The sequence below is a fragment of the Aliicoccus persicus genome (genome assembly GCF_900110815.1).
Taxonomy (GTDB): Bacteria; Bacillota; Bacilli; order Staphylococcales; family Salinicoccaceae; genus Aliicoccus; species Aliicoccus persicus.
This window is the reverse complement of record NZ_FOIT01000002.1, coordinates 159,008-184,808: the sequence shown is the minus strand read 5'-3', so window position 1 is coordinate 184,808 and position 25,801 is coordinate 159,008. Positions and strand designations below refer to the sequence as shown.

Here is a 25,801-nt window from a genome sequence, read left to right as displayed (position 1 = left end):
GTCTATTGCTTTCGTACCTTTTTCTTCGTTATTAAAGTGCTAGGTACAATTTACCAAAAGTATACCATAATACGAAATTATATAATAAGTAGGTATGCTTTTTATATGATGCGACAGCTTAGACAGAACGACTCGTAAGTGATATATTGAAGAGCATGAATACAGAAAAAAGGTGTATATATGACTCAAAATAATACAATTGAAAGTCTCAGAGATAAAATAGCCGAATTGAATGATGAACTGTTAAAGTTACTTAAAGAACGTGGACATTTAGTAGAAGAACTTGATGAATTAAAACGTAAATCGGGACGACCTGCCTATGATCCCGTGCGTGAATCTGAAATGCTTGAGCGTCTCCTAAAGCAAGGTAGTGCGCCATACCAACCAACTCAACTTCAAAGAATATTCAAATCAATCTTCGATGCTTCTAAAGAAATTCAAGATGAGAAGCGCAAAAAAGTTTTGCTCGTATCGAGAAAGACGAAAGCAGAGGACACACATATAGATGTCAATGGTACTGTAATTGGGGATGGCACGCCGGTAATGATGTTCGGTCCGTGCGCCGTTGAATCGTATGAACAAGTCGATCAAGTCGGAAAGTTGTTAAGTGAGAAAGGTGAGAAGTTTATCCGTGGTGGTGCACTTAAACCGCGTACTTCTCCATATGACTTCCAAGGACTAGGTGAAGAGGGATTGAAAATTCTTCAAGATGTCGGGAAAAAGTATAATTTAAATACAATTAGTGAGATTGTCGACACCCGCCAAGTCGAAATGGCTGCTGAATATCTAGATGTATTCCAAGTCGGTGCAAGAAACTCACAAAACTTTGAGTTACTGAAAGAGATTGGTAAGACAAACAAGCCTGTTTTATTTAAACGTGGCATGAGCACAAATATTTCGGAATACATTCATGCGGCTGAATATATTGCAGCAAATGGCAATAACAATATTATTTTATGTGAACGTGGCATACGAACGTTTGAAAAAGAAACGCGCAACACGCTTGATATTTCAGCCGTACCGATTTTAAAACGCCAAACACACTTACCAGTCATCGTAGATATTACGCATTCGACAGGACGCAAGGACATTATGGGCGATATTGCAAAAGCAGCGCTTGCAGTAGGTGCAGATGGACTCATGTGTGAAGTGCACCCGAACCCAAGTATTGCACTTAGCGATGCAGCACAGCAGCTTGATTTTAATGAATTTGAAGCACTATACAAGATTATTAGATAATATAAATAAAATCACACCTGACTCCTAGGGGAAACGCGTCAGCAGTGAGACTACAGGCTCACGCGACGCCCCAGGAAAGCAGGTGTGATTTTATAAGGACAAACTTTTTATCTCGTTTGCATTAAATCTAAAATTCCAATCGCGCATACCGCTTCAATAACCGGAATTGCACGCGGCACGATGATTGGGTCGTGTCTGCCGTGGACTTCAAGTGTCACATTTTCTCCAGATTCAATATTTATTGTATCTTGTGTCTTCGTAATTGATGATGGTGCTTTCACAGCGACGCGGAACACAACGGGCATCCCGTTGCTGATTCCACCGGTAATTCCACCATTGTGATTCGTCTTCGTTTTAACGTTACCATCTTCATTATAATAGTATGCATCATTCGCTTCTGAAGCATGCATGTTGGCAATGTCAAAGCCACTTCCGAACTCTATGCCTTTCACAGCTGGTACAGCAAATAGTAAATGAGAAAGAACGGATTCAATTGAGTTGAAGAATGGGTTGCCGATGCCTGCCGGTAAGCCGAGTGCCATGCACTCGATAGTACCCCCAACTGAGTCGCCTGCATCTCTTGCTGTTTCGATGACAGACTCTATGTCTTTTGCTTTTGATCTATCGATCAGTGGTAGATGGTATTCTCCAAATGACTTTAACAGTTCTGGTGTCGCATTATCCAATGTGAGTCGTTCATCTTGCACATCCATGACAGAGCCGATATGTGCACCAATTGTAATGCCTGACGACTCTAACACTTGTTTTGCGATGCTACCTGCAAACACGAGCGGTGCTGTAATGCGACCTGAAAACTTACCGCTTCCACGATAATCATTAAATCCTTCATAACGCATACGGGCAGGATAATCCGCTTGACCCGGACGCATTTTCTTCTTCATTTCACTGTAGTCTTTCGACTTCGTATTTGTATTATGTATAACTGCTGTAAGTGGGGCACCTGTCGTTTTACCATCAAACATACCGCTTAAAATATCAGGTATATCATTTTCCTTACGAGGTGTTGATAATTTACTTTGGCCTGGTGCGCGACGTTTCATTTCAAAACTCACTTTATCCATATCAATCGATACGCCGGGTGGGATACCATCAATTGTTACACCGATTGCTTTACCATGTGATTCACCAAAAATAGTCACTTTAAATGATGTTCCAAATGTTGCACTCATAAGATTCACTCCTCATTGTCTTTAAACAAAAATAATGTACATCACGAGCACTGCAATAATTGCAACGATTAAACTACCGATTAATATTTTCATTTGTCGATCTTTCTTTTTATTAAAACTCATAGGAACACCCCGTCAACTGAATATATTTATCTAATGATAACAAAAAAGAGGGCACGTTGCCCTCTTTTAGTATATTATTCAGTTAAATTTAATTCTCTACCTTCTACGCTATGATTGATCAAATTATTCATCATAACATCTGACAACATACCGACATCGAATACAAGTGAACTATAATTTTCCAATGAATCTGCTGGTACGATATAAGTGTAATAAGCGACACCTTCAGTACCGTCTTCTATTAATTGAGCATAACTACCAGTTGTTAACGGACTATATTCTGTGCCGTCTACAAGTAAACTGTTGTACATGTCACGCGAATAGATCGCTTCACCTGATTTATTATTGATTGTTACTTCAAGTACTATTGCTGCGTCTCCCTCTGACACTTCACCTTGTGCAGAAGGCAGCGGTGTTAAGTTAGAAAGTTCTACACCTGTCACTGAAATATCAACAGCTTCTGTTTCTAATGTTGCGTTCGGTGAAAGTTTTTCAACCACTTCTTTTTCAGCCATATTATTGGCAACAAGAACATCAACTAAATATGGGTCTTCTTCAAGTTCTGATTCGTCCAACACAAAATCAAGTGGTTTAGAGGCACCCGTTTGTATTGATGAATCTCCATCAAATGCATAGCCTCTATTTAAGAAGATATGACCACCATGCGTCTCAAAGAATTCTTGTTGTTCCGCATTGACGAGTGCGAGTAATGGAAACTCTGTTATACCTGGGACAAATCGATATTCTGATTCACCAACAAGTGATTCAAACTGAAGATCTTTAGGAAGATATCTTGATTCACCTCGCGCAGGGCTGTACATATCATCAAATAAAATTTGTACAACATCATAATCATACAGGTTTACATCACTGCCATTATCAACCGCGAGGTCAAACAATACGAACATGACTTCATTATTCTTATTTGAATAAGACATGAATCTATCGCTTTCATCCGTAAATTTGTATACATCGTAGCCTTTTAACGTGACCGTCACGTCATAGAAATTCTCCGTATGTTCAAGTCCTTCTACTGTCCCAAGCAACTCTAAACTACCTTCATTCTCTACTGGGAACTCCGCTTCAAATACTTCACGATAATTCTCTAGAGTACGCTCATCATCTGATAATGATGGGTCATAATCTCGAATAGATACTTCTGGTCTACCTTCTTCTCCACCGATTTCATCTGGATTTTCCAGTTCTAAGTGTGAATAAAGATCATCAATTAATTGTAGTGTACTCGTTGTTTGTTTCACATATAAATGATCTGACTCTTGTTGTTCAAGTTCAGCAACAAAGTCTTCTTCACTTCCTTCTAATTCACCACCGATGAGCACGAGGTCATTAAACTGGTCATAGTCCGTAACAAGGAACTGATAAATTTCCGTACCATCCTCCGCTTCGGTCACTTCAAACGGTAATTCTTCCCCTGTCTCTCCGACTAAAATTTGTTCTACTTCAAAGTAAACATCACTTGTTGGGATACCCATGTTGTACGAGTCATACATCAGATGTTCAAATGGGTCGACTGAAATCCCTTGATATGCTGGGTTCATCGTATACTGTATATGCTGATAGTCCATATAATCATCATGTGCTTGGAATATCGGTTGATAGTCCATAAATACGCCGCCCATCCAAACTTCTTCATTTTCAATCTCAGCTTCTATCTCTTGCTGACGTTCGTAAATTGCAGTGATACCAGCGAGGTCATCATCCGTAATTCCGACACCAGGTTCAATATAAGCAAGCATGACTGAACCGTCTTCATTAGAGTGGTGGAGTCCGAGTGAATGTCCAAACTCATGTGTCACTGTAGAAATGTATGTCTCTTCATCTTCAATCAATGAATCATATAAAATGACAATCTCTCTATTTGCAATCCCGTAAAGTAACTGGCCATTCGTAAATACCGGACGATCTGAAGACGTCGTGATAATCACATCCGCTTCGTAACGATCATCAACACGTGTCACATTTACCTCTGGAGCGGCATTCCATGCCTCTACACCTTCGATGACCCATTCAATTTCTTCTGAACCCTCTTCAAAGTGTTCTTCACTAATGTAGTATGTCACGTCTCCAATATCTTCTTGGTCTGCGTAACTCAAACTCATTAGGTTATAGGCAGCAGCATCATTTCCATTGACTAAAGTCGCAGTTAGACACACCATTGCTATCGATGCACCTAAACTTAATTTTTTTCTCATCTTCATGACGTTTACTCCTTTTTTCTTGATGTCAGGTGAACAATCCACCAAAAAATATATGGCTATATGCAAGCAACGACTACACAATCAATTTGCTATTCCCTTAATCTTTAAAAAATAAACAGATTGTGACATTTTACAGAATACCACTTACTAAATATTAATTTTTAACGCTTTAATATATTCCTTAGCATTTTCATGATTTACCAAGTGTCCACTTTTTTTGATAATTGTCAGATTAATATTTTTACTTTTTGCACGATGTAAACTCTTCACTTCATGATCTGCCATCTCACCTAAAATGGCATATTTCCTCATACCTAATGATAAAAACTTCTGGTTATCTTCAAATGGGTACCAATTTTTATTTCTCGCTACATCGACAAAAATTTTCCAGTTTGCACGGTGTAAATTATCAAGATATTTTGAAGCTTCTTCATCTTGTAAGAGCATTTCCATGTTTTGTCTATCATTTTCAATCATTGTTTCGTAGTTTCTCGGTTTCACAAACATGAGCCCACTGACGTTTATGCTTCGGACATGCTTCGGGTATTGATTTGCAAAATTAACGGCAACAAGTGCACCAAGTGATATACCTACAATGTTTATTTCAGAAATGTTTAATTCATCCATCAATGCTTTTAGTGCATCTGAGCTATTTAAAAAGTATAAATACGGATTTATATAATAATCTTGATCCTGATATATAACAGATTTCCCATGTCCTAGTAAATCTGGAACGATCACTTGGTATTTATCTTTAAATGAATCGACGATATGTCCGAAATCATTCATACCTGTCTGTAATCCTGAATGCAAGAAGACGATTGTGTCTTTATTTCCTTCTCCAAAAATTGAATAATGTAACAAAATAAAAAACCCCTAACATCACGTTTTGTACAATTTTACCATACAGTAACGTGAGTTAGGGGTGCGTTGTTAATCGCGTGTTAAGTTTTTAATATACGGGAAGCTACTTGGGAATTGGAAGTAATCATCTAACAAGTCTTCCTGGATACCTGAAATGAGTACCGTATGGTAAATCGGAACTAGCGGTGCTTCATCTACGATGATTTGTTGCGCGTCGTGGTAATACTGGAAACGCGTTTCTTCATCTGTTTCAACACGTGCTAAGTCGAGTAACTCATCCACTTCTTCATTCGAATAACGTGTTCTGTTACCCGGTGCACCGATATTGTCTGAGTGGAACATCGGATAAAGACCGTAATCACCATCTAGAGTTACTGTTCCCCAGCCACCCATCAACATTTCAAAGTTTCCTGTAGCAGCATATTCTTGGAATGTTCCTGCTTCAACTTGAGAAATTGATAACTCGATGTTTAATTCACTGAGTGCTTCTTGGATAAACGTCGCCACATCTGCGTGTGTTCTGTTATTCATAATCACTTCAGCACTAAAACCATCTTCGTAACCATTTTCTTCTAACAATTCTCTTGCAGCATCCATGTTGTACTCAATCGGTTCAATGTCTTCGCTATGTGCGTTCACCGTTGGGTTAAGTGGTGTTTCTGCTTTTAGTGCGATACCTTCAAGCAATTCTTCAATAATGACTTCTTTATCGATTGCCATGGCGATTGCTTGTCTAACAACTGGGTCATCGAACGGTTCTACTTCCGTGTTGAATCCTAAATATGTCATGTTTGCACTATCTGCTTCACGTGCAATAGCTGTTTCACTCTCATTGATCTGCGGCACATCTTGTGGGTTCGTTGGATAGATTAAGTCTGCGTTACCTGTCGTTAATTCTGCAACACGTGCACCGTCTTCTGGTACCGCTCTAAACGTTACAGAACTTGGTGCAGCTGGTTCGCCCCAATAATCTTCGTTTCTAACGAGGACGATGTTGTCACCTTCGGCAATACTTTCAAACTTGAAGAAACCTGTTCCGACTGGATTTCTATTGACTTCAGTTAACGGTGCAGCACCATCTTCCATCGCTGCATAATCCGCTTCAATAACAGCTGGTGAAATCATGTGTCCACCTGGATGTGCTAAGTGAGATGGTAGGGCTGCGAATGGTTGGTGTGTCGTGATATGTACTGTATACTCATCAACCACTTCAACCTCATCTATTTCAGTAAATAAGAACGCAAGTGGCGATCCAATATCTTCATCGAGCACACGATCAAGGTTAACTTTAACCGCTTCTGCATTGAATGGTTCACCATCATGGAATTCTACATCTTCACGAAGAACGAATTCCCATGTTGTATCATCAATTTGTTCATAGCTTTCTGCAAGTGCAGGCTCCAATTCTAAATCTTCATTAAGTCGAACGAGTGTCTCATAAATGTTAACCATGACATAAAGAGAATAACCGTCATTCGCTGCATGTGGATCGAGTGAGTTTGGTAATGCTAAGAAACTCAAGTTTAAGTCTAAACCATCTTCATCTTCAGTAGAGGCTTCGTCATCTGTTGATTCATCTTCTGTTTCTTCTGAATTTTCCTCTGTACTTTCTTCTTCTGTAACTTCCTCTTCAACATCGTCTTCTGCATCATCTGTATTACATGCAATCAGTACGACCGTTGAAATGATAAGTAATAAAAATAAACGTAATTTATTCATTTTTTCCTCCTATTTAATATTATATCGATTGATAGTATACCATCAGTCCATTTTTCTTCCGTGCTATATGCTCAAAAATACAGGGAATTTTTACTTCGTTGATTCATCAATAATCATGCTGCCAACCTGTTGTGCATTTAGGACAACCATAGACAATGTTGCACTCGGATGAACGGAAGAACCAACATAGTATACATTCGAAAACCGGGTCGATTGTTTCGGATATTTGAAACCTTTGTTATATCTCATATCTGTCGTTACACCATTCATCGCCCCACCGTTTTAGTGAAACTTCTTTTGAATATCATACGGCGTAATCGTCTGTTCAAATATGATATGCGCTCTTAAATCCTCTAATCCCATCTGCTCTATCTTACTCAGAATTCGATGTCTCAAATAGACAAAATCTTCTTTTGTGTATTCCATATCATTCAGGTTAGGGATTGGTGTTACAACTTTTAAATTTTGAGTGCCGCTTAGCGCATGGTTTTTATCTAATTGACTCGTATTGACGACGATGCTAAATAAATCAGACGGCAGCTTTTTATCTGTGAAGAAGGCTTTATCGTATTGGATCATGTCTTTTGGTAGAAAAACATTATAGAAGTTGATATTTTCGTATATTTTCGAGACACCGAGTAACATGATAAACGCCGATGGCGTAACGCTCGGATAGTTGTCTGTCTTTTCATTTTGTTCATCTATTAACTGCTCAAACGTGACCGGGGACATATTCGAAACATAATAATCCGCCTGAACGTGTTCTCCTGTAGATAGTTCTATACTCAATATTTCGTTATCACGCTGCTCTATAGCAGTTACTTCAGTATTATTGTTAAGACTCACACCGATATCTGCTGCCAACTGCACGAGTCCTTCTGTTAAGTTATGCACGCCACCACGTATGTACCAAAGGCCATGTTGATGATGCAAATAATTCATCACATTATAAATTGCTGGTGTATGATATGCGCTTGAACCATTTTCGTACATCGATGCACCGAGCAGTTCTCTTAATTTTGGGTTGTGCACGAACTTATTGATGCTCGATTGTAACGAGATAAAATTCGAACGTTGTCTAAACATCGATAGAAGCGGATTTTTCTTGCGGTATTCTTTAAAGTCATCAGAATTACTTTCGAAATAATTTTGATAGGACTGCTCAAACATTCGCTTGGACTCTCCTAAGTAATCCTCATAATCACGAATGTCATCCTCCGATATAACGTCGTTATACTTCCTTAAATCAGCCACCTGATCGTAGAGCGCCAATGTTGTACCATCTGTAAAAAATGCTTTCGTTTGATGATTCAGCCGAACGAGATCGATGTAATCACTGATATTGAGCTTACTCTTTTCGAAAAGTTCGCCGATTATATTTGGTGTTGTTAATATAGACGAACCCATATCGAATTGGAATCCATCCTCTTTTAGCGTTGACATCTTTCCACCAAACTCATTATTCTTTTCATAAAGTCTGACATCAAACCCGCGCTGTCTCAGTGTAATTGATGCAACCAAGCCACCAATCCCACCACCGATGATAATTGCATTCCTGTTGTTGGTCACTGTGTCACCCCTATCAATCAAAAGATAAAAATCCCTTCACCCGTGTTTACCTATTCAAAATAATTATACAATAGGTAGAATTCGAGCAAAGGGAAGATTGTGATTCTTTTAACCTTTGACGACTTGCATGTCATACATCTTGCGATAATCTTTACCCAGTGCCATCAATGTTTGATGATTGCCTTGCTCTTTAATAATTCCTTTTTCAAGCAGCACAATTTGATCTGCATGTTGAATCGTGGAAAGTCGGTGTGCAATGATGAAGGTCGTTCTTGAGTCACTGACCACCTTCATTGCATGTTGAATGATCTGCTCCGTCTCAGAGTCAACATTACTTGTTGCTTCATCTAAAACAAGAACTTTCGGATCAAATGCGAGGGCACGTGCAAATGAAATCAATTGGCGTTCACCGAGTGAAAGCGTTGCACCGCGTTCAGGAATGTAAGTATCCATACCTTCCTCCATACGATTCAGCAAATCCTTTCCACCAACGTCTATCAATGCTTGCTTCGCTTGTTCTTCAGAAATATCGGTGTTATTTAACCGAACATTATGAAGTAATGTTCCCGCATAAATGAACGGATCTTGAAGAACGATTGACATGTAACTGCGCAAATTCTTCTTATTAATTTCACGAGAGTTGCTATCTGAGAACAGAATCTCACCAGACGTTGGATCATAAAATCTAAGCAACAAGTTGATGATTGAACTCTTACCTGACCCTGTATGTCCAACGAGAGCAACTGTTTCACCTTGCCCAACACTCATGTTGATGTTCTGCAACACTGTATTCTCTCCATCATATGAGAATTCAACATTGTCAAATACGATACGTCCATCGAAGTCAGTAAGCTCCCCTGTTTCAACAGGCTCTTCTTCCTCATCAATCATTTCAAATACTTTCACAGCAGCAACACGTGCCTGTTCAAATACTTCCAATTGATTGACCAAGTCAAATAACGGGTTAAAGAAACGCGTGACATAATCGACAAGTAAATACATGATCCCGACGCTCAGCGCTTGTGTTGGTGATAAGTACATCATCGAGAATACAAGCACCATCATTGCAAAGACGAGAGACATTAATGTACTCGCTAAGTTATGTCCCGTTAAAGAATTTAATTTTACGAGATTCGTTGCACTTTTTGTGTATTCTTCATTAATCTCGCCAAACTCATCATAGATCTGTTTTTCTCTATTGAATACTTGGATAATTGGCATCCCGTTAATCGATTCATTAATCATAGCGTTCATATCACTGTTGCGTTCACGTTTCGTGTGGTTAAAATCATTCGAATACTTCCGATAAAGAATCATCCATACGATAACGAGTGGTACTGCGAGTAACATGACAACACCAGAGAACACGTTGATGTAGAATACAGCAATCGTGATTGCGATCATCGTCAATCCACTGACAAGAAGTGTTGGCAGTACGACCGTGAAAAATTGTAGGATTGTTTCTGTATCATTCGTTATTCTTGCCACAACTTTACCTGCTGGTAAATTATCAAAGTAGCGAATCGGTAAGCGCTGAATATGTTCGAATACTTCATGTCGCATCCCTTGAACAACGCGTGCACCAGTATTTTGAAGAACAATCTGTGTAGCATAAGCGACAATCGCATGCACAACCTTAATTACTGCATATATAATTAACAGCTGAATGATTGGCTCAAGTAAGACACGGCCTTCACCTAAGCTAATATAGTCATCGAGTATCGTCATGATCACAACTGGACCAAGTAACTCTGCAGCAACCGCAATAATCATCAATGATATTCCTAAGATGAACCACCATTTATAAGGGATTACATATCGAAATAATCGTTTAATTTCTGTCATCGCCGTCACCCCCTGTTAAATAGTAGCGATTTTGTTCACTGTACCAACCATCTTTTTTACTGAGCGTCGAATGTCGACCCATCTCAACAATTTCACCGTCATCAAGTACGACGATGACATCCGCATGTTGTACTGCTGACAATCGGTGCGTGACGATAATTGTCGTCTTACCTGCTCTTGTTTCTTTAATATTATTTATAATTCTAAGCTCTGTCTTCGCATCTACTGCACTAAGTGCGTCATCTAAAATTAAAATATCTGGGTCTTTTATCAGGCTTCGTGCAATAGAAATTCGTTGTTTCTGACCACCAGAAAGCGCGACACCTTTTTCACCGACGAGTGTGTGAAGCCCTTTTGGCATGCGTGCAAGATCACTATCAAACGCTGAGTTCACAATCGCCGCTTCTAGTTCTGCTTCTGTGGCATTCGGATTACCAAACAAGATATTCTCTTTTACTGTGCGTGAAAACAAAATATTTTCTTGAGACACATAACCGATTTTTTCTCGGAGTTCTTTCTTGTTCAGCTTTGTAATATTGATGCCATCAATCACTAACTGTCCTGTACCCGGCGGGTAAATTTTTAGCAGCTGCTTAATCAACGTTGTTTTACCGCTTCCCGTTTTACCGACAATACCGAGTGATTCGCCACTGTTCAAATTGATCGTGACATTTTTTAAGTTTTGACGATGCGATGATGGATATTTAAAGCTCACTTCATCGAAGTCAATCGTCGTATCCGATAACATTTCTGATGCGTCATCTCCTACGTCATCTTCTTTATCTAACACGTCATTGATTCGATCGAGCGATGCATTACCACGCTGCATCACATTGAATAACATACCGAGTGCAAACATCGGCCAGATCAACATATTGAGATAAATGTTAAATGAAACGACTTCTCCGACCGTCATCGTACCGTTATTGACAAGTACCGCGCCATATCCAAACGCGATGATAAAACTCATCGATACGACAAAAATCGTTAACGGTTGGAACAAGGCTTCGAGTTTGGCAACCGTCATAAATTTATTTAAATAGCTTGTTGTCATCCCTTTAAAGCGCTCTTTTTCTGCATCTTCTTGAACGTAACTACGCGTCATTCGTACACCTTCAACGACTTCAAGCGCTGATTCGTTCATCGTCCCGAAAGCTTCTTGAGCTTTCGTATGGTTCTTATGGATCATTCGACCCAGCTGCACTTCGATGATAATTAATAATGGCAACGGTAAAAGTGCCACGAGCGTCAACTGCCACGAGATTGTAATCGCCATTACAGAAATGATCGTAATCATAAATGTCGTTGAGTCGAGCAATGTAATGATTCCGAATCCTGTTGCCATGTTGACACTTCTTAAATCATTTGTTGCTTTTGCCATTAAATCTCCTGTCTTATTCTTTTCATAAAAACTCGGAGATAGTGTTAAAAATTTTTGCATCAACTTCATACGTAAAATACTTTCTATCTTATAAGCGCCACCAAAGAGCAAATACGCCCATCCATAATGCATGATGTATGTAAGGATGACAGAAAACATGAATATGCCAAAGATGATCCACATCATCTCGAACGTCAGCGTTTCTAAGTTAATCGCATCGATAGTACGACCGATTAACTGTGGTGGTATCACTTCTAAAATATTTGTTGCGACAAGCAAAAGTACAATCATGATGTACCTAAGCTTGTGTTGTTTAAAATACCATTTTAACTTGCTTAAATATGAGAACATTGGTCTACCTTTTCCTATAGCTCAGCTATAGACTTTCTGTTTAAAATTTAAAAATTGCACAAAAAAAGTGCACACTATTTTTATAGTGCACACATAAAAATGCATAAAAATAGGGTGGAACACCACCCTAACGATCGTTTATATCCGTCATTACAAATACAATGACATCATTAAAATAGATTGGGGGTGTTATTTGCATTCAATTGTTGTTGTTTTCCTAGTAAGTTGCACATAACATGGCCCCCCTTTCTGTTTTTTATTCGTCATAAGTATATATGCATAAATATTTCATTGCAAGGATTATTTTAAACTTTTTATCGGTAGTTCAATATATGACAATTGGTCTTTATCAAAAAATACCTTGTTGTGAGCGACTTTAACCGTTTCCGACGTTGCCAAAGATTCGCCTGTATTTAAATTTCGATCATACTTCGGAAATGCTGAAGATGAAATTTCAATTCGAATCTTGTGACCCGCTTTAAACACATTCGATGTATTCCAAACATCGACTTCAACTTCATAGACTTCACCTGGTGTCATTAATACTTCTTTTTCCATGCCTTCGCGGTAGCGCATACGCGTCATCCCATCCATCATGCGAATCGCTTTACCATTCGGATGAACATCAAGAAGTTTCACCATAAAGTCCGTATCTTTACAATCCGAAGTCACATAAAGTTTCGCGCGAAGAGGTCCGACGACAGCTGTATCTTCTGTCAGTTCATCGGTTGAGTAGACGAGCACATCATCGCGTCTTTCAATCGATGAATAGTCATCTGCACCACCAATTTGCGACGATACAACATCCGTCACAAATGGAACTGGGTCTAACGGATCATAGTCATAAGAATCACTTCCGAACTTCACTTCAGATGCATCCGTCGTCAGTTTGCCATCACCAAAGCGAGAATTCGCGCCGCGCTCACTTAAAATATAGTATTTCGTAGGCACTGCATCAGGTAACGGCCAATTTTCTTCCTTCACCCATTTGTTGTGGCCCATTAAAAAGATATCGACGTTCTTTTTATCTTCACCAAAATCATTATCGATGCCTTTTAAATACTTATCGAAGAACTTAAGCTGATAGCCTTTTAAATCAATAAGTGAATCAGGGCCAAACTCCAATTCACCAAGAGACGTAGACTGATTGATGCCATGTGGCCATGGTCCCATCAGTAAGTAATTATCTTTTGCATAATTCTTCTCCGTTGTTGGATTGAACATGCGCGTGAAGTTAAGCGGCGTACCGACCTGCTCATCATCGTACCAACCGGAAATATGTAACGCCGGTATATCGATGCGATCAAACTTCTGCTGATACGCGACATGATCCCAATAGTCATCGAAAGTATTGTGCTGCATTTCCTCTTTCCAATGTTTCGAATAGCGCCCCGTCACTTCATCCATTTTCTCAATGGGTAACGTCTTGTAAACTTGTTCCCAATCCACGACGTCGACGTTTTGCATCTGTCTTCCACCGACCATAAATAACCAGCACATATGATGTGGCGAAGGTACACCAGTTGGCCATTCGACGAATGGATCACTTGGTGAAACAATCGGAATCATTGCCTTTAATGAAGGCGGTTGATGGAGTGCAGTTAAAAACTGAACATGTCCAAGATATGACCCACCCATTGTACCGACGATACCATTACAATATTCTTGAGCTGCTAACCATTCGATAGAATCATAACCATCAATACCATCATTTCTGTACGGTGAAAACTCCCCATCAGAATCACCACGCCCACGTACATCCATGTACATGACGACATAACCATTCTCAGCGAAAAACATACCGTTATCATGCTGTGCCTTTGATAACTTACCATACGGCGTTCTCAGCACAATACCTGACGCGGGCGTTTGTTCTGGCATATATATGTCTGCTGATAACTCAACATTATCTCTCATTGGGACACGTACATCCCGTGTAATTGTCACTTGACTCATCAAAATCCTCCTTAGAATATTTATACCTAGTCTACTATAAAAATTCTTAGTTGTGTATGTGAGCAAAATAGTTTCAATTCGAGATATTTTTCTGTATTATAAGCGAGGCATAATAACTGGATTATGAATCATTAAATTAAAAAATACTTTCCTGAGGAGGAAAACAATGTTCCACAACAAAGAAACGATTCACGTAAAAAACGTTGATTTAAACGTCAGCAGTTTATCAACGATGAAGGCGTTCTATGAAAACATTCTAGGACTCACGTTGGTTAAATCTGAGGATAAAAAAGTAGCGTACCAAATCGGAGATAGCGACCATACGATCACTTTGATAGAAGTCGAAGGTGCATCACCAGAAGGACATCGCGCAGCAGGATTATTCCATATCGCGATTCTGTTACCAGATAGACAATCGCTTTCAGATTTCATCCTGCATATCCATCAAAAAGGCGTTCGCTTTGGTGCAAGTGATCACCATGTTAGCGAAGCAGTCTACTTGAATGACCCAGACGGGAACGGATACGAAGTCTACAGAGACCGTGGAGACCACGATTGGATTTGGAATGAAGATAAGGTGTACATGATCACAGAACAATTGGATATCAATGGCGTTGTGAGTGAGCATTCCGATGCAGGTTGGCAAGGTTTGCCAGACGGATCAGTGTTCGGACACTTACACTTAAAAACACATAATGTGGCTGAGTCTTTGCCATTCTATATTGAGGAAATCGGACTTGAGATTGCGACAGATTATCCTGGTGCAATGTTCATGAGTGATAAAAAATATCACCACCATATCGCGATTAACGCTTGGCAATCAAACGCACCGCGCGAAAATAATGAGACAACACTTGGCTTGAGACACGTCGATGTTCATCATCCGGCTGTTGAAAATAAAGATTTAGTGTCACCGGATGGGATTCATTTTACATTGTCGAATAAATAGTATTTTATATGGAGCGTCTGTGTGATCAATTGGTCACGTGGACGCTTTTTGGTGTGCGGAATGGTTTTGCGTGTCTGTGAGGTTCGCTCATGGACACGCAAACTAATCTGCGTGTCTGTGAGCTAGTCTCATTGGTACGTAAATCAATCTGCGTGCCTGTGAGCAACTCTCATTGGAACGCAAATCAATCTGCGTGTCTGTGAGCAAGGCTCATTGGCATGCAAACCACTCTGCGTGTCTGTGAGCGAGCTTCATTGGAACGCAAACCAATCTGCGTGTCTGTGAGCAAGCCTCATTGGAACGCAAATCAATCTGCGTGTCTGTGAGCAACTTTCATTGGAACGCAAATCAATCTGCGTGTCTGTGAGAGACGCTCATAGACACACAATCCACAATCACTCAAACTCATTGCGATTTTCTTCGTCCGGATTCAAATTTTCTTCCTCAAATAACCTTTGTTCGCGTTCTAACTCCGATTCCTGATGCTCAATTTCGGCTTCTACTTGTTCAATCAAAGCTTCTTGATCTTCCAGCGATGCTTCACTATCCAATTCTGAATCTAAATTACCCAACTCTCGTCCCACAATTTCTTCACTATTTTTATCTTCTTCATTTCGTTTTTTAAACATCATAAATTCTCCTTTACTATGTATTATTATTTCTCTAGTTATACCCGCTCTACAAAAAATTCTAACGCTTACTTCTTAATTCCGCTCAAAGTTGAATTGATTGCATAGTGTCCTCACATCGTAATTTTGTTAAAATTAATACGATACGAATATAGGAGTGTTGTTATGACAATGGAATTTAAAGAAAAAGACCTAGATTTACAAAATATCATTACGGATGAGGTCAACAAATATTTAAAGCGGGATTTATCGACTCTACCTGCGTCTCGTGTAGCAAGTCCTGAGCTCATCAATAAATATGAAAAGATGGAGGTACCAGAAGACGGTCGTGATATTTATGAAATTTTAAATGAACTCGACAGTGAAATTCTAGAATATATTCACCGCGGTAATCATCCGAGATCATTTTCATTTATTCCTGGTCCGGGTTCTCGTCTTTCGTGGCTCGGAGACATTTTAACGACTGCAAACAATATTCACGCATCGAACTTTAAAAATGCGAACCTACCAATTAGTATTGAGCGTAATCTAATCAACTATTTTGCGGGTAAACTTGGCTGGCCTATTAAGCCTGCCGGTGGTGTGTTTGTTTCTGGTGGTTCTGCAGCAAATTTAACAGCGCTCGTTACTGCTCGCGATGAAAAGATTGAGTTAAAAGATTTACATAAAGCGACTGTTTATATTTCTGACCAAGTCCACCACTCGGTAACGAAAGCATTTCACATCGCTGGTTTCTTAAAGAAAAACATTCGTCGTGTGCCTGTTGATGAAGACTTTAAAATGCGTGTAGACGAACTCGATAAAATCATTACACAAGATAAAAAAGACGGCTACACGCCTGTTTTAGTTGTAGCGACAGCGGGTACGACAAACACTGGTGCGGTCGATGATTTAAACAAAATTGCGGACATCTGTGAATCTCACGATACATGGTTACATGTGGATGGTGCATATGGACTGAGTCACTTACTTTCAACGAAAGGTCGAGAGCTTTTCCCAGGTATTGAACGTGTAGATAGTGTCAGTTGGGATGCTCACAAACTATTATTCCAGACATATAGCTGTGCAATGGTCATCGTGAAAGAAAAACAGCATATGTTAAATAGCTTTAGTGAAGAAGCTGAATACTTAACAGATGTGCAAAGTGATGATGACGTCATAGATCCTGAGATGATTGGTATGGAGCTCACACGTCCAGCACGTGCACTCAAACTTTGGATAACGTTACAAGTATTAGGAGAATCGCAATATCGTGCACGCATTGACTACGGCCAAGAACTTGCAGAATTAACAGAAAGTGTGGTTTCTGAAATGGAGCACTGGCACATCACTTCTAAAGCGAGCCTTTCAATTCTTAGCTTCAAATATGTACATCCGAGTCTAACTGCTGCACAAAACAACAAAGTATTATCAAACGCAGCACAGCGTATGGCATCATCCGGCTATGCTGTGACTTACACAACAGAATTAAATAAGGAAAAGGTCATTCGTATGTGTACGATTAATCCTGAAACTACAAAAGATGATATCATCGGTACATTAAATCGATTGAATGAGTTTGTTATCGATGAAGTAGAAATTGTTCGCTCATAAAAATTGGAGGTTAGATGATTATGAATTGCCCATTTTGTGAAACGCCGATGCAAAAAGGATATATAAATGCCCGCATGGATATTGTGTGGACGCCATCGAAGAAAAGTATGGATGAGGATCCAACATTAGATCCAGAAGCTGTACTTTTACCGGAAGAAAGCCGCTTCGAAGAAGAGAACAAAGAAGCTTACTATTGTAAGTCGTGTGATCGTGTCGTCGTAAAACCGAGTTTCTAATTTGTAAAATATTTAAAATATTAATAGTAAACGACTACATTTATTTTCCAAAAATACAAATTAATAGTCTTTAAATCATAATAACCAGTCAATATAGTTACGGCTGGTTATTTATGCATCCCATTAAAAATTTATCAAAAGTTTATTCCCAATTCGAATTTTAATTGTTATAATTCACTTATCTTACATACTAAGGAGGATTCACCAATGAAATTAAGAAAGCCATTAGCTGCTCTATTTGCTGCATCTTTACTGCTTGCTGCATGTAATGATTCAGAAGAGGATACGGATACAACGGACGAAGATACAGAGGACGTTGAAGAAGTAGAGGAAGATACGGACACTGAAGAAGACGCAGACGCTGAAGAAGACGCAGACGCTGAAGAAGACGCAGACGCTGAAGAAGACGCGGACGCTGAAGAAGACGCAGACGCTGACGAGGATGCGGACGCTGAGGAAGATGCGGACGCTGAAGAAGACGCGGACGCTGAAGAGGATGAAGTATCAGATGCTGATATTGAAGCGGAGTTAGATGAAGCTGCTGCTGATTTTGAAGATGTGGAGCTTGAAACTAGCCTTGTAACAATTGCAACTGGTGGTTCTTCTGGACCATATAACATCATTGCAACGACGTTAGCTGACGGGTACTCTAAAGCTTTCGGTGTTAACGCACGTACTGAAACTACTGGTGCTTCTGCAGAAAACTTAATCTTACTTTCTCAAGAAAACGTTGAAATGGCGTTCGTAATGTCTGATGCGTTAATGCAAGCTGTAAACGGTGAAGAATCGTTCTCTGAGCCAGTTGAAAACGTACAACAAGTTGCTGCTTTATATCCCAACTTCGTACAGTTAATCACAACTGAAGGTTCTGGTATTGAAAGCATCGCAGATTTAGAAGGTAAACGTGTTGCTGTTGGTGACCAAAACTCAGGTGTAGAAATTGCATCTCGTGCAATCATTGCAGCACATGACTTATCGTATGATGATTTTAATGTGGACTACTTAGGTTACGCTGAAGCGGCTGAGGCTATGCGCGGTGGAAATTTAGATGCTGCATTCTTGACATCTGGTTTACCAAACGCGTCTGTTATGGAATTACAAAACTCAGTTGACCTGAAGATTGTACCTATCGATCCTGAGGTGATTTCAAATATCGAAGAAGATTACTTTACTTCAATGGATATTCCTGCTGACACATATGGAAATGAAGAAGCAGTTCCGACTGCTGCGATTATGAACGCTTTAGTTGTCCGCGCTGACTTAAGTGAAGATGATGTATACTACTTAACTCGATTCTTATTTGAAAATTTAGATACACTTGCGAACTCTCACCAAGCAGCTGAAGATATTAGCGTTGAAAACTCGCTTGAAAATATGGTAATTGATGTTCACCCTGGTGCACAACGTTACTATGATGAAGTCGAATAAACGATTCGCAACCATTTTAGGGAGCATTTTTATAGTGCTCCTTTTTGTTTTTGTATACCCTTTCAAACAGGTTGTTTTTGAAGCAGAAGGGTATGACAACCTTTATCTTTTTCCTGGTTCATTTGAATTGCATTGGGTACATTCGATTGAAAAAGAGGAATGGTTTGAAGTGTACGAAGTTGTAGATGATAGTTTGTTACTCTCAACTTCACATTTCAAAACATTTGGTGCTGGTGTTCCAGCCACTTCAGATAAAGAAACATATATAGAGGACGGGTACGTCGTCTATGTCATTGAAAATCAATATGAAGACATGCATTTAAATGTATCTAAAAATGTTGATACTAAAGTAATTCAAGGGGACGATGAGTACTTATTGTATGATTGGTTTGACTCATATGTTTCAGTAAAAATCAGTATCAAACGTGTACCACGCATTTTTAGGTTTTAGGGAGGGACACCAATGGCCAATAAAAACGCTAAAAAAATCAGAGACAATGAATCATTATCAACATCGAATAATCAAGAGCCCGAAGTTGCACCAGATACTCAGGCTGTATTAGAAAAATTCGATAGAGATTCAACAACTCGTAAGCATCGATCTAAGACTGTGTATTACATTATGATGATTGTTGCTATACTCTATTCTCTATTCCATATATATTTAGTATTTAATCCGATGCCAACATTGCAATCACGTTCTATTCACGTTGCAATCGGTTTGGTATTAATTTTCTTACTTTATCCGATGTATAAATCACAAGACAGAGGTAAAGTACCGATTTATGACTGGATACTCTCTCTCGGTGGTATTGCAACTGCACTTTACATCTATGTTGAATACACTGAGATTATGACCGCTCGTATTTCACCAAATACTATGGATATTATCATGGGTATTGTCGCAGTTATTCTTGTACTAGAAGCTGCCCGTCGAGTTACCGGTTTAATTCTACCGATACTCGCATTGATTTTCTTATCATATCCGTTCTTTAGCCATATGGATTTTTTACCGAATATGATGATGACACGTCAATATGATATCGGGGATATATTCAGACAACTTTACTTAAGTACTGAAGGTCTATACTCAACGGCCATCGGTGCGTCACTAAACTTTATCTTCCTATTCATACTATTTGGAGCGTTTTTACAGAAATCTGGAATGGGACAGTTCTTTAATGACTTGGCACTTGCTATTGCCGGGGGCTATAAAGGTGGTCCGGCAAAAGTTGCGGTTGTTTCAAGTGGTTTCATGGGGAGTATCAATGGTGCAGCGGTTGCAAATGTAGTAAGTACCGGTGCATTTACGATTCCTTTAATGAAAAAAGTGGGCTACGATAAAAACTTCGCCGGTGCTGTTGAAGCCAGCGCCTCCGTCGGTGGACAGATCTTACCACCAATCATGGGTGCGAGTGCATTCATCATGGCGGAGACGACCGGAATTAACTACGGTGTCATCGCACTTGGTGCGATGTTCCCAGCACTTTTATACTATCTCGCAGTAATCATGCAAGTTCACTACCGTGCAGGTAAGAAAAACTTAAAAGGTATCTCTAAAGATAACTTACCTGTAATTAAAGAAGTTATGTTAGAACGTGGACACTTGCTAATTCCGCTCGTCGGGTTAGTTGTCATGTTATTCTTAAACTTCCCGATTGCTCGAGCGGCACTTTACACGCTTGCGCTTACAGTAGTTGTCGCAATGCTTAGAAAATCAACGAGAATGTCTGTTAAAGACGTTGTTCTTGCACTTGCAAGTGGTGCTCAGCAAGCTTTATCAGTAATGATTGCATGTGCGGTCGTTGGTATCATCATTGGTGTTGTTTCTCTTACAGGTTTCGCATCAATCATGACTTCTGCTATCGCTAGCATTGGTGCAGGTAGCTTATTCTTAACGCTATTCTTCACGATGATTGCATCGATGATTCTTGGAATGGGATTACCATCAATCCCAGCATATATCATCACAGCAACAATGGCTGCTCCTGCTCTAGCTGAGTTTGGCATTCCAATACTTGTTGCACATATGTTTGTATTCTACTTTGGTATTTTCGCGAACGTTACACCACCAGTTGCACTCGCTGCATTTGCTGGTGCAGGTGTATCTGGCGGGGATCCAATGCGAACCGGATTCCAAGCCCTCAAACTGTCCATTGCAGGGTTCTTAATCCCGTTTATATTTGTTTACGAGCCGGCAATGCTCCTCATTGATGTCGAAGGACTCGCAACGAATGCGAGAGAATACCCACTCGCAAGTGCCATTGACGTTATCATGGTTGTTGCTTCCACACTTATTGGACTCGTCGCTCTAGCAGCCGCACTTGAAGGCTGGTTTAAGAAACGTATCAACTGGTTTATAAGGATTTTGCTTATTGCTTCAGCAGTGCTCTTAATCATTCCAGAAACATGGAGTGATATTGCAGGTGTTGGTACTGCCATTGTACTTCTCAGCTTGAACTATATATCATATAAAAAACATGGTGATGGTCATCGAGAAGAAGGAAATCAGACAATTAAATTAGAAAATGTTTAACATAAAGAAATCCGAAAACGGCAACGTGTTTTCGGATTTCTTCTATATTGCTGTGATTCTTTTCCCTATCGATTTAAAAATCAATGCACCTATTGAAGTCGTGATGAGTGTGGATATAGTGATTGAGAAGAAACTAATCCAAAATGGAAGTCCAGCAACAGCGAGTAACATCCATCCGACAAACACACCACAGAGCAAACTAAATATTATAACGTTGATCCAAACATTCTTTACAAAATAACTGATCGTATATGCAACTGCGCCAATACCCACTCCAACAATTACGTCTAAAATACCGAGCCCGGAAAACATATTCGCAATACCAACCCCAATTAAAACGCCAGGTATGAATTTTCGATTGAAAAACGGTAGGACGGATATCATTTCACTGACACGTATTTGTATTGCCATAGTACCGATTGGATTAATGACAGTCATTGCAACATAAATCGCTGCAATAACTGCATTATAGACAACATACTTTGAATTCATTCTATGTAAACCTCTTCATTTAATTTTTTAACTATATTATCATATGAGAAACGGAGCAATTTTACAAGGAGATACTATGCATCATATATATGAGTTTAATCAAATCATTCCGATTGATAGACAACAGATCGTAAAAGTTCTTGAAGATGACACTTTTATTATCAATCATTTTAATATGCTAGACCACATTAAATATTTAACAGAAGATAGACGGACGAAAGGCACGAAATTTAAAGTATTATTCCAATTGAGACGTAAAATCTTTCGCTTTAAATCTGAGATAAACGATTATAATGTACCGCAGTATTTCTCTATCATTACATTTACTCGTCATGGTAACATCCGAACTGATCTAAACCTTGTCGATCACCATGAAGGCAGTCAAGTTAAGATTAACAGTAAGATAGATAATACTCAAAAATCAACGCAATTAATCTTAAAAATTATGCATCCTATTCTAAAAATGGCTTTAGACCGTAGCATTAATAATTTTATAGAAGAAATAAAAAAAGACTCCGTATCAAATTTATAGATACAGAGTCTTTTAGGTATATTTATAGATAGTCCTGAACTGTCGTATGCGCGACTTGCCCAAAATCTTCACTGTCAATCAGGTTAGTAAGAGCACCTGCAACTTGATCTGCAGAGAGAAGCTGTTCATTATCCTTCATCGCTTTGAATCGTTCTAGATCTTCAAAATCTTCCTTTTTAGAACTTCTGATCTCTAATTGCATATCAGTATCAATGACACCTGGTCTAAATGTAACAACTTTCACACCATACTGTTCATTTTCTTGTTCAAGTCTCATAACATCTGTGAACATGTTCAACGCAGCTTTTGAACTGCAATAAGCACTCCAACCAGATACCGCATTAATAGCCGCCCCACTCGAAATATTTACAATTTTTTTCTTACATTTTGAGTTTCTCAGCCAATCCACAAACCCAGTGGAAAGAATTATCGGAGCAAGTGTGTTAGTTTTATAACTCGTCATATATCCTTCAATACACGTATTTTCCGATCTACTAACTGGCTTTACTGTACCCGCATTATTTATTAATAAAATCTCATCACTGTCATCTAATTTATAATCTCTTTTTAACTCATCCACGACATGTTGAACAGATCCTTCATTAGAAAGATCACATGTATATTGCTTATCTATATTTTTGTTCTCAGTCGTTGTTCTAGTGATAGCGATCACATGGTCGTCTTTAAATTGATTGACCAATGCTTCACCTAAACCTCTGTTTGCACCAGTGATGACAACATACCTCATTTCGGTATCCTCCTCGATGTATTTTCTCTATAAATACATTACCACTTAAGCCGGTCCTCTAATCAAATTTCATAAAAGTTTTTATTTTAATTTCATAATGCTTTGAGTAGCAAATAAGCATCGCGATATAACGTTATATCGTCAAATGTTATAACGTTATATCGTTTGTTAAATAATAGATTTTCATTGAAATTTAAGAGATGAACTCTAAAACAATAACATGTAAAATGAAAGGTAATAAAAATTAAGGAGATGAAAAAATGAACATAAAATATTATCCTTTAAATCATTTGGGAACTAATTGTTACTTTTTATATGATAAGGAAAAGGCAGTCATTATAGATCCTTCAGGCGAGCCAGAAATAATTTTTGAAGAAATAGAAAATCTAAATGTAAAAGTCATCGCAGTATTTTTAACCCATGCGCACTGGGATCACATTTTAGCTTTGGATGAAGTCGTTACGAAATATAGTGTAAATGTGTACATGGGTAGAAAAGAAGAAGATTGGCTAAAAGAACCAACGAAGAACTTATCCGTACGTGCATCAGAAGAAATTGGTCGTCTCGTCTATGATATAGAACCAATCATATTGGACGAAGGAGAACACAAGATCGATGGTATCGCATTTAGTGTTCTAGAAACACCTGGACATTCACCAGGTAGTTTATCGTATGTATTTGATGGATACATCGTATCAGGTGATGTATTATTCAATGGTGGTATTGGTAGAACAGACTTACCTGGCTCAAATCACCAAGATTTAATGACTTCAATAACTGAGAAACTGTTTAAACTACCTGATGATACGGTTGTATACCCAGGTCATGGAGAGCCAACAACAATCGGTGATGAGAAGCTAACAAACCCATTCTTTAATTAAAAATAGCGTTATAGTCGGTGTATTTACCGGATATAACGCTATTACTTGTTTAAAGACTATTCTAACTCTGTCGTAGAATTCTTATTAAACTTCTTATCAAACCAATCGATGAACACGGTAATTGCACCGTCACCTGAAATGTTTGTTGCTGTACCAAAACTATCCTGAGCCATGTAAATAGCAATCATAAATGCAAGTGCTTCATTTGAGAGGCCTAAGTTAAGCGCAAGTACACCACTCGCTGCCATGATTGCACCACCAGGTACACCAGGTGCCGCTACCATTACAACGCCGAGAAGTAAAATCGTACCAACCATAATTAACATTCCTGGCGTATCATACCCAGGGAGAATCGACATAACAGTGATAGATGCTGTTGTAATTGTAATAACACTGCCTGATAAATGAATCGTTGCACAAAGCGGTATAACGAATTCTGCGATGTTTTTACGCACACCAAACGTTTTAACTTGTTTCAATGTTACTGGAATAGTCGCTGCACTACTCATTGTACCAATCGCAGTAAAGTATGCTGGTAGAATCTTACCAATTAGCGTAAATGGATTGACACCCATCAACGCACCAGCAATTGTATAAAGTACTATTAACCAAACCCAATGCATTGCGATAGAAAGTAACAATACGAGACCAAATACTGCAATTGTTTCAATCACTGTACCTTCAGCACCTAATCCAGCGAATACACCCGCGATGAAGAATGGAAGGATTGTAATAACGACTTTCTCGATAAGAATCTCTACAACCTTCTTACCTTCATCAAACCATTTTGACATCACATCTGATTTAAAGAATGTTAGAACAATACCGAATGCAAACGCCATTACGAGCGCCGTCATAATATCCATAACAGGTGGTACCTCTAAAACGAAGAATGGTTCTAACCCTTCACCTTCTTCTGGAATACTACCGCCATCTGTTATTGAAGGTATGATAAGTATTGCGACGATATATGCAAGTGTACCTGCAACAATTGTTGATGTGTATGCTGTTCCGAGCGTCGCACCAACTACCTTACCTGAACCTGCTCCAATTTGTTGAATCCCCGAAGCGATAAAGAACAGGATGATCAATGGAATCATGAAGAAAATAAATTGACCTAAAAATGATTCTAACGTCAGTAACAATCTTGTTCCAAATTCAAATACTGACGATAGTGTCGTACCCGCTTCAAAGGCGTAATAACCATAACCCACTCCGAGACCAATCAATATACCTAATACTAACTTCAAAATGAGCTTCATAGTAAACTCCTCACTTAATTAACCTTTAAACTCATTATACTCATATAATGGGGTATAGT

General features: G+C 39.0%; 22 protein-coding genes. 9 read left to right on the top strand and 13 right to left on the bottom strand.

All coding sequences use genetic code 11. The annotated features are described in order from the left end of the window. The first annotated feature begins 180 nt into the window (after positions 1–180). Positions 181–1,239 (top strand): bifunctional 3-deoxy-7-phosphoheptulonate synthase/chorismate mutase, encoded by a 1,059-nt coding sequence (locus BMW30_RS04520; protein WP_091474342.1) that lies wholly within the window; start codon positions 181–183, stop codon positions 1,237–1,239. Positions 1,240–1,346: 107 nt separating this feature from the next. Here BMW30_RS04520 and aroC read toward each other — a convergent pair whose 3' ends face one another. The 9 genes from aroC to BMW30_RS04475 all read right to left on the bottom strand — a co-directional run bounded on the left by aroC (position 1,347) and on the right by BMW30_RS04475 (position 14,456). Continuing rightward, a complete protein-coding gene (gene aroC / locus BMW30_RS04515) occupies positions 1,347–2,429 on the bottom strand; it encodes a chorismate synthase (RefSeq protein ID WP_091474341.1) in 1,083 nt (360 codons plus the stop codon). Positions 2,430–2,626: 197 nt separating this feature from the next. Further along, the gene (locus tag BMW30_RS04510; RefSeq protein WP_091474339.1) at positions 2,627–4,771 is read right to left on the bottom strand and encodes a matrixin family metalloprotease; all 2,145 of its coding nucleotides are present in this window, start codon (positions 4,769–4,771) and stop codon (positions 2,627–2,629) included. Between the two features lie 147 nt (positions 4,772–4,918). Continuing rightward, positions 4,919–5,635 carry an alpha/beta fold hydrolase gene (locus BMW30_RS04505; protein ID WP_091474337.1) on the bottom strand — a complete coding sequence of 239 codons (717 nt, stop codon included), beginning with the start codon at positions 5,633–5,635 and terminating at the stop codon, positions 4,919–4,921. 69 nt (positions 5,636–5,704) lie between these two features. Beyond that, entirely contained in the window at positions 5,705–7,354 is a 1,650-nt protein-coding gene (locus BMW30_RS04500; protein ID WP_091474336.1) for a glutathione ABC transporter substrate-binding protein, read from the bottom strand. A 90-nt stretch (positions 7,355–7,444) separates the two neighbouring features. Further along, positions 7,445–7,624, bottom strand: coding sequence for a hypothetical protein (locus tag BMW30_RS04495; RefSeq protein ID WP_091474334.1), 180 nt, complete (start codon positions 7,622–7,624; stop codon positions 7,445–7,447). A 12-nt stretch (positions 7,625–7,636) separates the two neighbouring features. Continuing rightward, positions 7,637–8,923 carry a phytoene desaturase family protein gene (locus BMW30_RS04490; protein WP_180366218.1) on the bottom strand — a complete coding sequence of 429 codons (1,287 nt, stop codon included), beginning with the start codon at positions 8,921–8,923 and terminating at the stop codon, positions 7,637–7,639. Positions 8,924–9,031: 108 nt separating this feature from the next. Next, the gene (locus BMW30_RS04485; protein WP_091474330.1) at positions 9,032–10,768 is read right to left on the bottom strand and encodes an ABC transporter ATP-binding protein; all 1,737 of its coding nucleotides are present in this window, start codon (positions 10,766–10,768) and stop codon (positions 9,032–9,034) included. Beyond that, positions 10,755–12,500, bottom strand: coding sequence for an ABC transporter ATP-binding protein (locus tag BMW30_RS04480; protein ID WP_091474328.1), 1,746 nt, complete (start codon positions 12,498–12,500; stop codon positions 10,755–10,757). The genes BMW30_RS04485 and BMW30_RS04480 overlap by 14 nt, the downstream gene beginning before the upstream one ends. Before the next feature lie 300 nt (positions 12,501–12,800). Continuing rightward, positions 12,801–14,456, bottom strand: a complete 1,656-nt coding sequence (locus BMW30_RS04475; RefSeq protein ID WP_091474325.1) for a CocE/NonD family hydrolase — start codon at positions 14,454–14,456, stop codon at positions 12,801–12,803. 166 nt (positions 14,457–14,622) lie between these two features. Between BMW30_RS04475 and BMW30_RS04470 the strand changes: the two genes are divergently transcribed. Beyond that, the gene (locus BMW30_RS04470; RefSeq protein WP_091474323.1) at positions 14,623–15,405 is read left to right on the top strand and encodes a VOC family protein; all 783 of its coding nucleotides are present in this window, start codon (positions 14,623–14,625) and stop codon (positions 15,403–15,405) included. A gap of 395 nt (positions 15,406–15,800) precedes the next feature. On the opposite strand, the gene BMW30_RS04465 is transcribed toward BMW30_RS04470, so the two are convergent. After that, a complete protein-coding gene (locus BMW30_RS04465) occupies positions 15,801–16,034 on the bottom strand; it encodes a hypothetical protein (protein ID WP_091474321.1) in 234 nt (77 codons plus the stop codon). 171 nt (positions 16,035–16,205) lie between these two features. Between BMW30_RS04465 and BMW30_RS04460 the strand changes: the two genes are divergently transcribed. The 5 genes from BMW30_RS04460 to BMW30_RS04440 all read left to right on the top strand — a co-directional run bounded on the left by BMW30_RS04460 (position 16,206) and on the right by BMW30_RS04440 (position 21,827). Beyond that, the gene (locus tag BMW30_RS04460; protein WP_180366225.1) at positions 16,206–17,627 is read left to right on the top strand and encodes an aminotransferase class V-fold PLP-dependent enzyme; all 1,422 of its coding nucleotides are present in this window, start codon (positions 16,206–16,208) and stop codon (positions 17,625–17,627) included. A gap of 20 nt (positions 17,628–17,647) precedes the next feature. Next, positions 17,648–17,863, top strand: a complete 216-nt coding sequence (locus BMW30_RS04455) for a PF20097 family protein (protein ID WP_143248988.1) — start codon at positions 17,648–17,650, stop codon at positions 17,861–17,863. A gap of 207 nt (positions 17,864–18,070) precedes the next feature. Next, positions 18,071–19,291 carry a TAXI family TRAP transporter solute-binding subunit gene (locus BMW30_RS04450; protein WP_091474315.1) on the top strand — a complete coding sequence of 407 codons (1,221 nt, stop codon included), beginning with the start codon at positions 18,071–18,073 and terminating at the stop codon, positions 19,289–19,291. Positions 19,292–19,418: 127 nt separating this feature from the next. Next, a complete protein-coding gene (locus BMW30_RS04445; RefSeq protein WP_180366217.1) occupies positions 19,419–19,742 on the top strand; it encodes a DUF1850 domain-containing protein in 324 nt (107 codons plus the stop codon). Between the two features lie 12 nt (positions 19,743–19,754). Continuing rightward, on the top strand, positions 19,755–21,827 hold the full coding sequence (locus BMW30_RS04440) for a TRAP transporter permease (protein ID WP_091474311.1): 2,073 nt from the start codon (positions 19,755–19,757) through the stop codon (positions 21,825–21,827). Positions 21,828–21,869: 42 nt separating this feature from the next. On the opposite strand, the gene BMW30_RS04435 is transcribed toward BMW30_RS04440, so the two are convergent. Then, positions 21,870–22,319 carry a QueT transporter family protein gene (locus tag BMW30_RS04435; protein ID WP_091474309.1) on the bottom strand — a complete coding sequence of 150 codons (450 nt, stop codon included), beginning with the start codon at positions 22,317–22,319 and terminating at the stop codon, positions 21,870–21,872. A gap of 76 nt (positions 22,320–22,395) precedes the next feature. Here BMW30_RS04435 and BMW30_RS04430 point away from each other — a divergent pair, with 76 nt between their 5' ends. After that, entirely contained in the window at positions 22,396–22,851 is a 456-nt protein-coding gene (locus tag BMW30_RS04430) for a hypothetical protein (RefSeq protein WP_091474307.1), read from the top strand. Positions 22,852–22,873: 22 nt separating this feature from the next. Here the strand turns inward: BMW30_RS04430 and BMW30_RS04425 are convergent, their stop codons facing one another. Further along, complete coding sequence (locus tag BMW30_RS04425) at positions 22,874–23,599, bottom strand: (S)-benzoin forming benzil reductase (RefSeq protein ID WP_091474304.1); 726 nt, start codon at positions 23,597–23,599, stop codon at positions 22,874–22,876. Positions 23,600–23,859: 260 nt separating this feature from the next. Between BMW30_RS04425 and BMW30_RS04420 the strand changes: the two genes are divergently transcribed. Then, positions 23,860–24,480 carry an MBL fold metallo-hydrolase gene (locus tag BMW30_RS04420; RefSeq protein WP_091474302.1) on the top strand — a complete coding sequence of 207 codons (621 nt, stop codon included), beginning with the start codon at positions 23,860–23,862 and terminating at the stop codon, positions 24,478–24,480. 56 nt (positions 24,481–24,536) lie between these two features. Here the strand turns inward: BMW30_RS04420 and BMW30_RS04415 are convergent, their stop codons facing one another. Beyond that, positions 24,537–25,742 (bottom strand): dicarboxylate/amino acid:cation symporter, encoded by a 1,206-nt coding sequence (locus BMW30_RS04415; protein WP_091474300.1) that lies wholly within the window; start codon positions 25,740–25,742, stop codon positions 24,537–24,539. Positions 25,743–25,801 lie beyond the last annotated feature (59 nt).

Bases quoted from the DNA above. Each gene is read 5' to 3' on its own strand.
- BMW30_RS04520 (WP_091474342.1), top strand. From the start codon at position 181: ATGACTCAAAATAATACAATTGAAAGTCTCAGAGATAAAATAGCCGAA.
- aroC (WP_091474341.1), bottom strand. From the start codon at position 2,429: ATGAGTGCAACATTTGGAACATCATTTAAAGTGACTATTTTTGGTGAA.
- BMW30_RS04510 (WP_091474339.1), bottom strand. From the start codon at position 4,771: ATGAAGATGAGAAAAAAATTAAGTTTAGGTGCATCGATAGCAATGGTG.
- BMW30_RS04500 (WP_091474336.1), bottom strand. From the start codon at position 7,354: ATGAATAAATTACGTTTATTTTTATTACTTATCATTTCAACGGTCGTA.
- BMW30_RS04495 (WP_091474334.1), bottom strand. From the start codon at position 7,624: ATGAATGGTGTAACGACAGATATGAGATATAACAAAGGTTTCAAATAT.
- BMW30_RS04485 (WP_091474330.1), bottom strand. From the start codon at position 10,768: ATGACAGAAATTAAACGATTATTTCGATATGTAATCCCTTATAAATGG.
- BMW30_RS04480 (WP_091474328.1), bottom strand. From the start codon at position 12,500: ATGTTCTCATATTTAAGCAAGTTAAAATGGTATTTTAAACAACACAAG.
- BMW30_RS04475 (WP_091474325.1), bottom strand. From the start codon at position 14,456: ATGAGTCAAGTGACAATTACACGGGATGTACGTGTCCCAATGAGAGAT.
- BMW30_RS04470 (WP_091474323.1), top strand. From the start codon at position 14,623: ATGTTCCACAACAAAGAAACGATTCACGTAAAAAACGTTGATTTAAAC.
- BMW30_RS04465 (WP_091474321.1), bottom strand. From the start codon at position 16,034: ATGTTTAAAAAACGAAATGAAGAAGATAAAAATAGTGAAGAAATTGTG.
- BMW30_RS04460 (WP_180366225.1), top strand. From the start codon at position 16,206: ATGGAATTTAAAGAAAAAGACCTAGATTTACAAAATATCATTACGGAT.
- BMW30_RS04455 (WP_143248988.1), top strand. From the start codon at position 17,648: ATGAATTGCCCATTTTGTGAAACGCCGATGCAAAAAGGATATATAAAT.
- BMW30_RS04450 (WP_091474315.1), top strand. From the start codon at position 18,071: ATGAAATTAAGAAAGCCATTAGCTGCTCTATTTGCTGCATCTTTACTG.
- BMW30_RS04440 (WP_091474311.1), top strand. From the start codon at position 19,755: ATGGCCAATAAAAACGCTAAAAAAATCAGAGACAATGAATCATTATCA.
- BMW30_RS04435 (WP_091474309.1), bottom strand. From the start codon at position 22,319: ATGAATTCAAAGTATGTTGTCTATAATGCAGTTATTGCAGCGATTTAT.
- BMW30_RS04430 (WP_091474307.1), top strand. From the start codon at position 22,396: ATGCATCATATATATGAGTTTAATCAAATCATTCCGATTGATAGACAA.
- BMW30_RS04425 (WP_091474304.1), bottom strand. From the start codon at position 23,599: ATGAGGTATGTTGTCATCACTGGTGCAAACAGAGGTTTAGGTGAAGCA.
- BMW30_RS04420 (WP_091474302.1), top strand. From the start codon at position 23,860: ATGAACATAAAATATTATCCTTTAAATCATTTGGGAACTAATTGTTAC.
- BMW30_RS04415 (WP_091474300.1), bottom strand. From the start codon at position 25,742: ATGAAGCTCATTTTGAAGTTAGTATTAGGTATATTGATTGGTCTCGGA.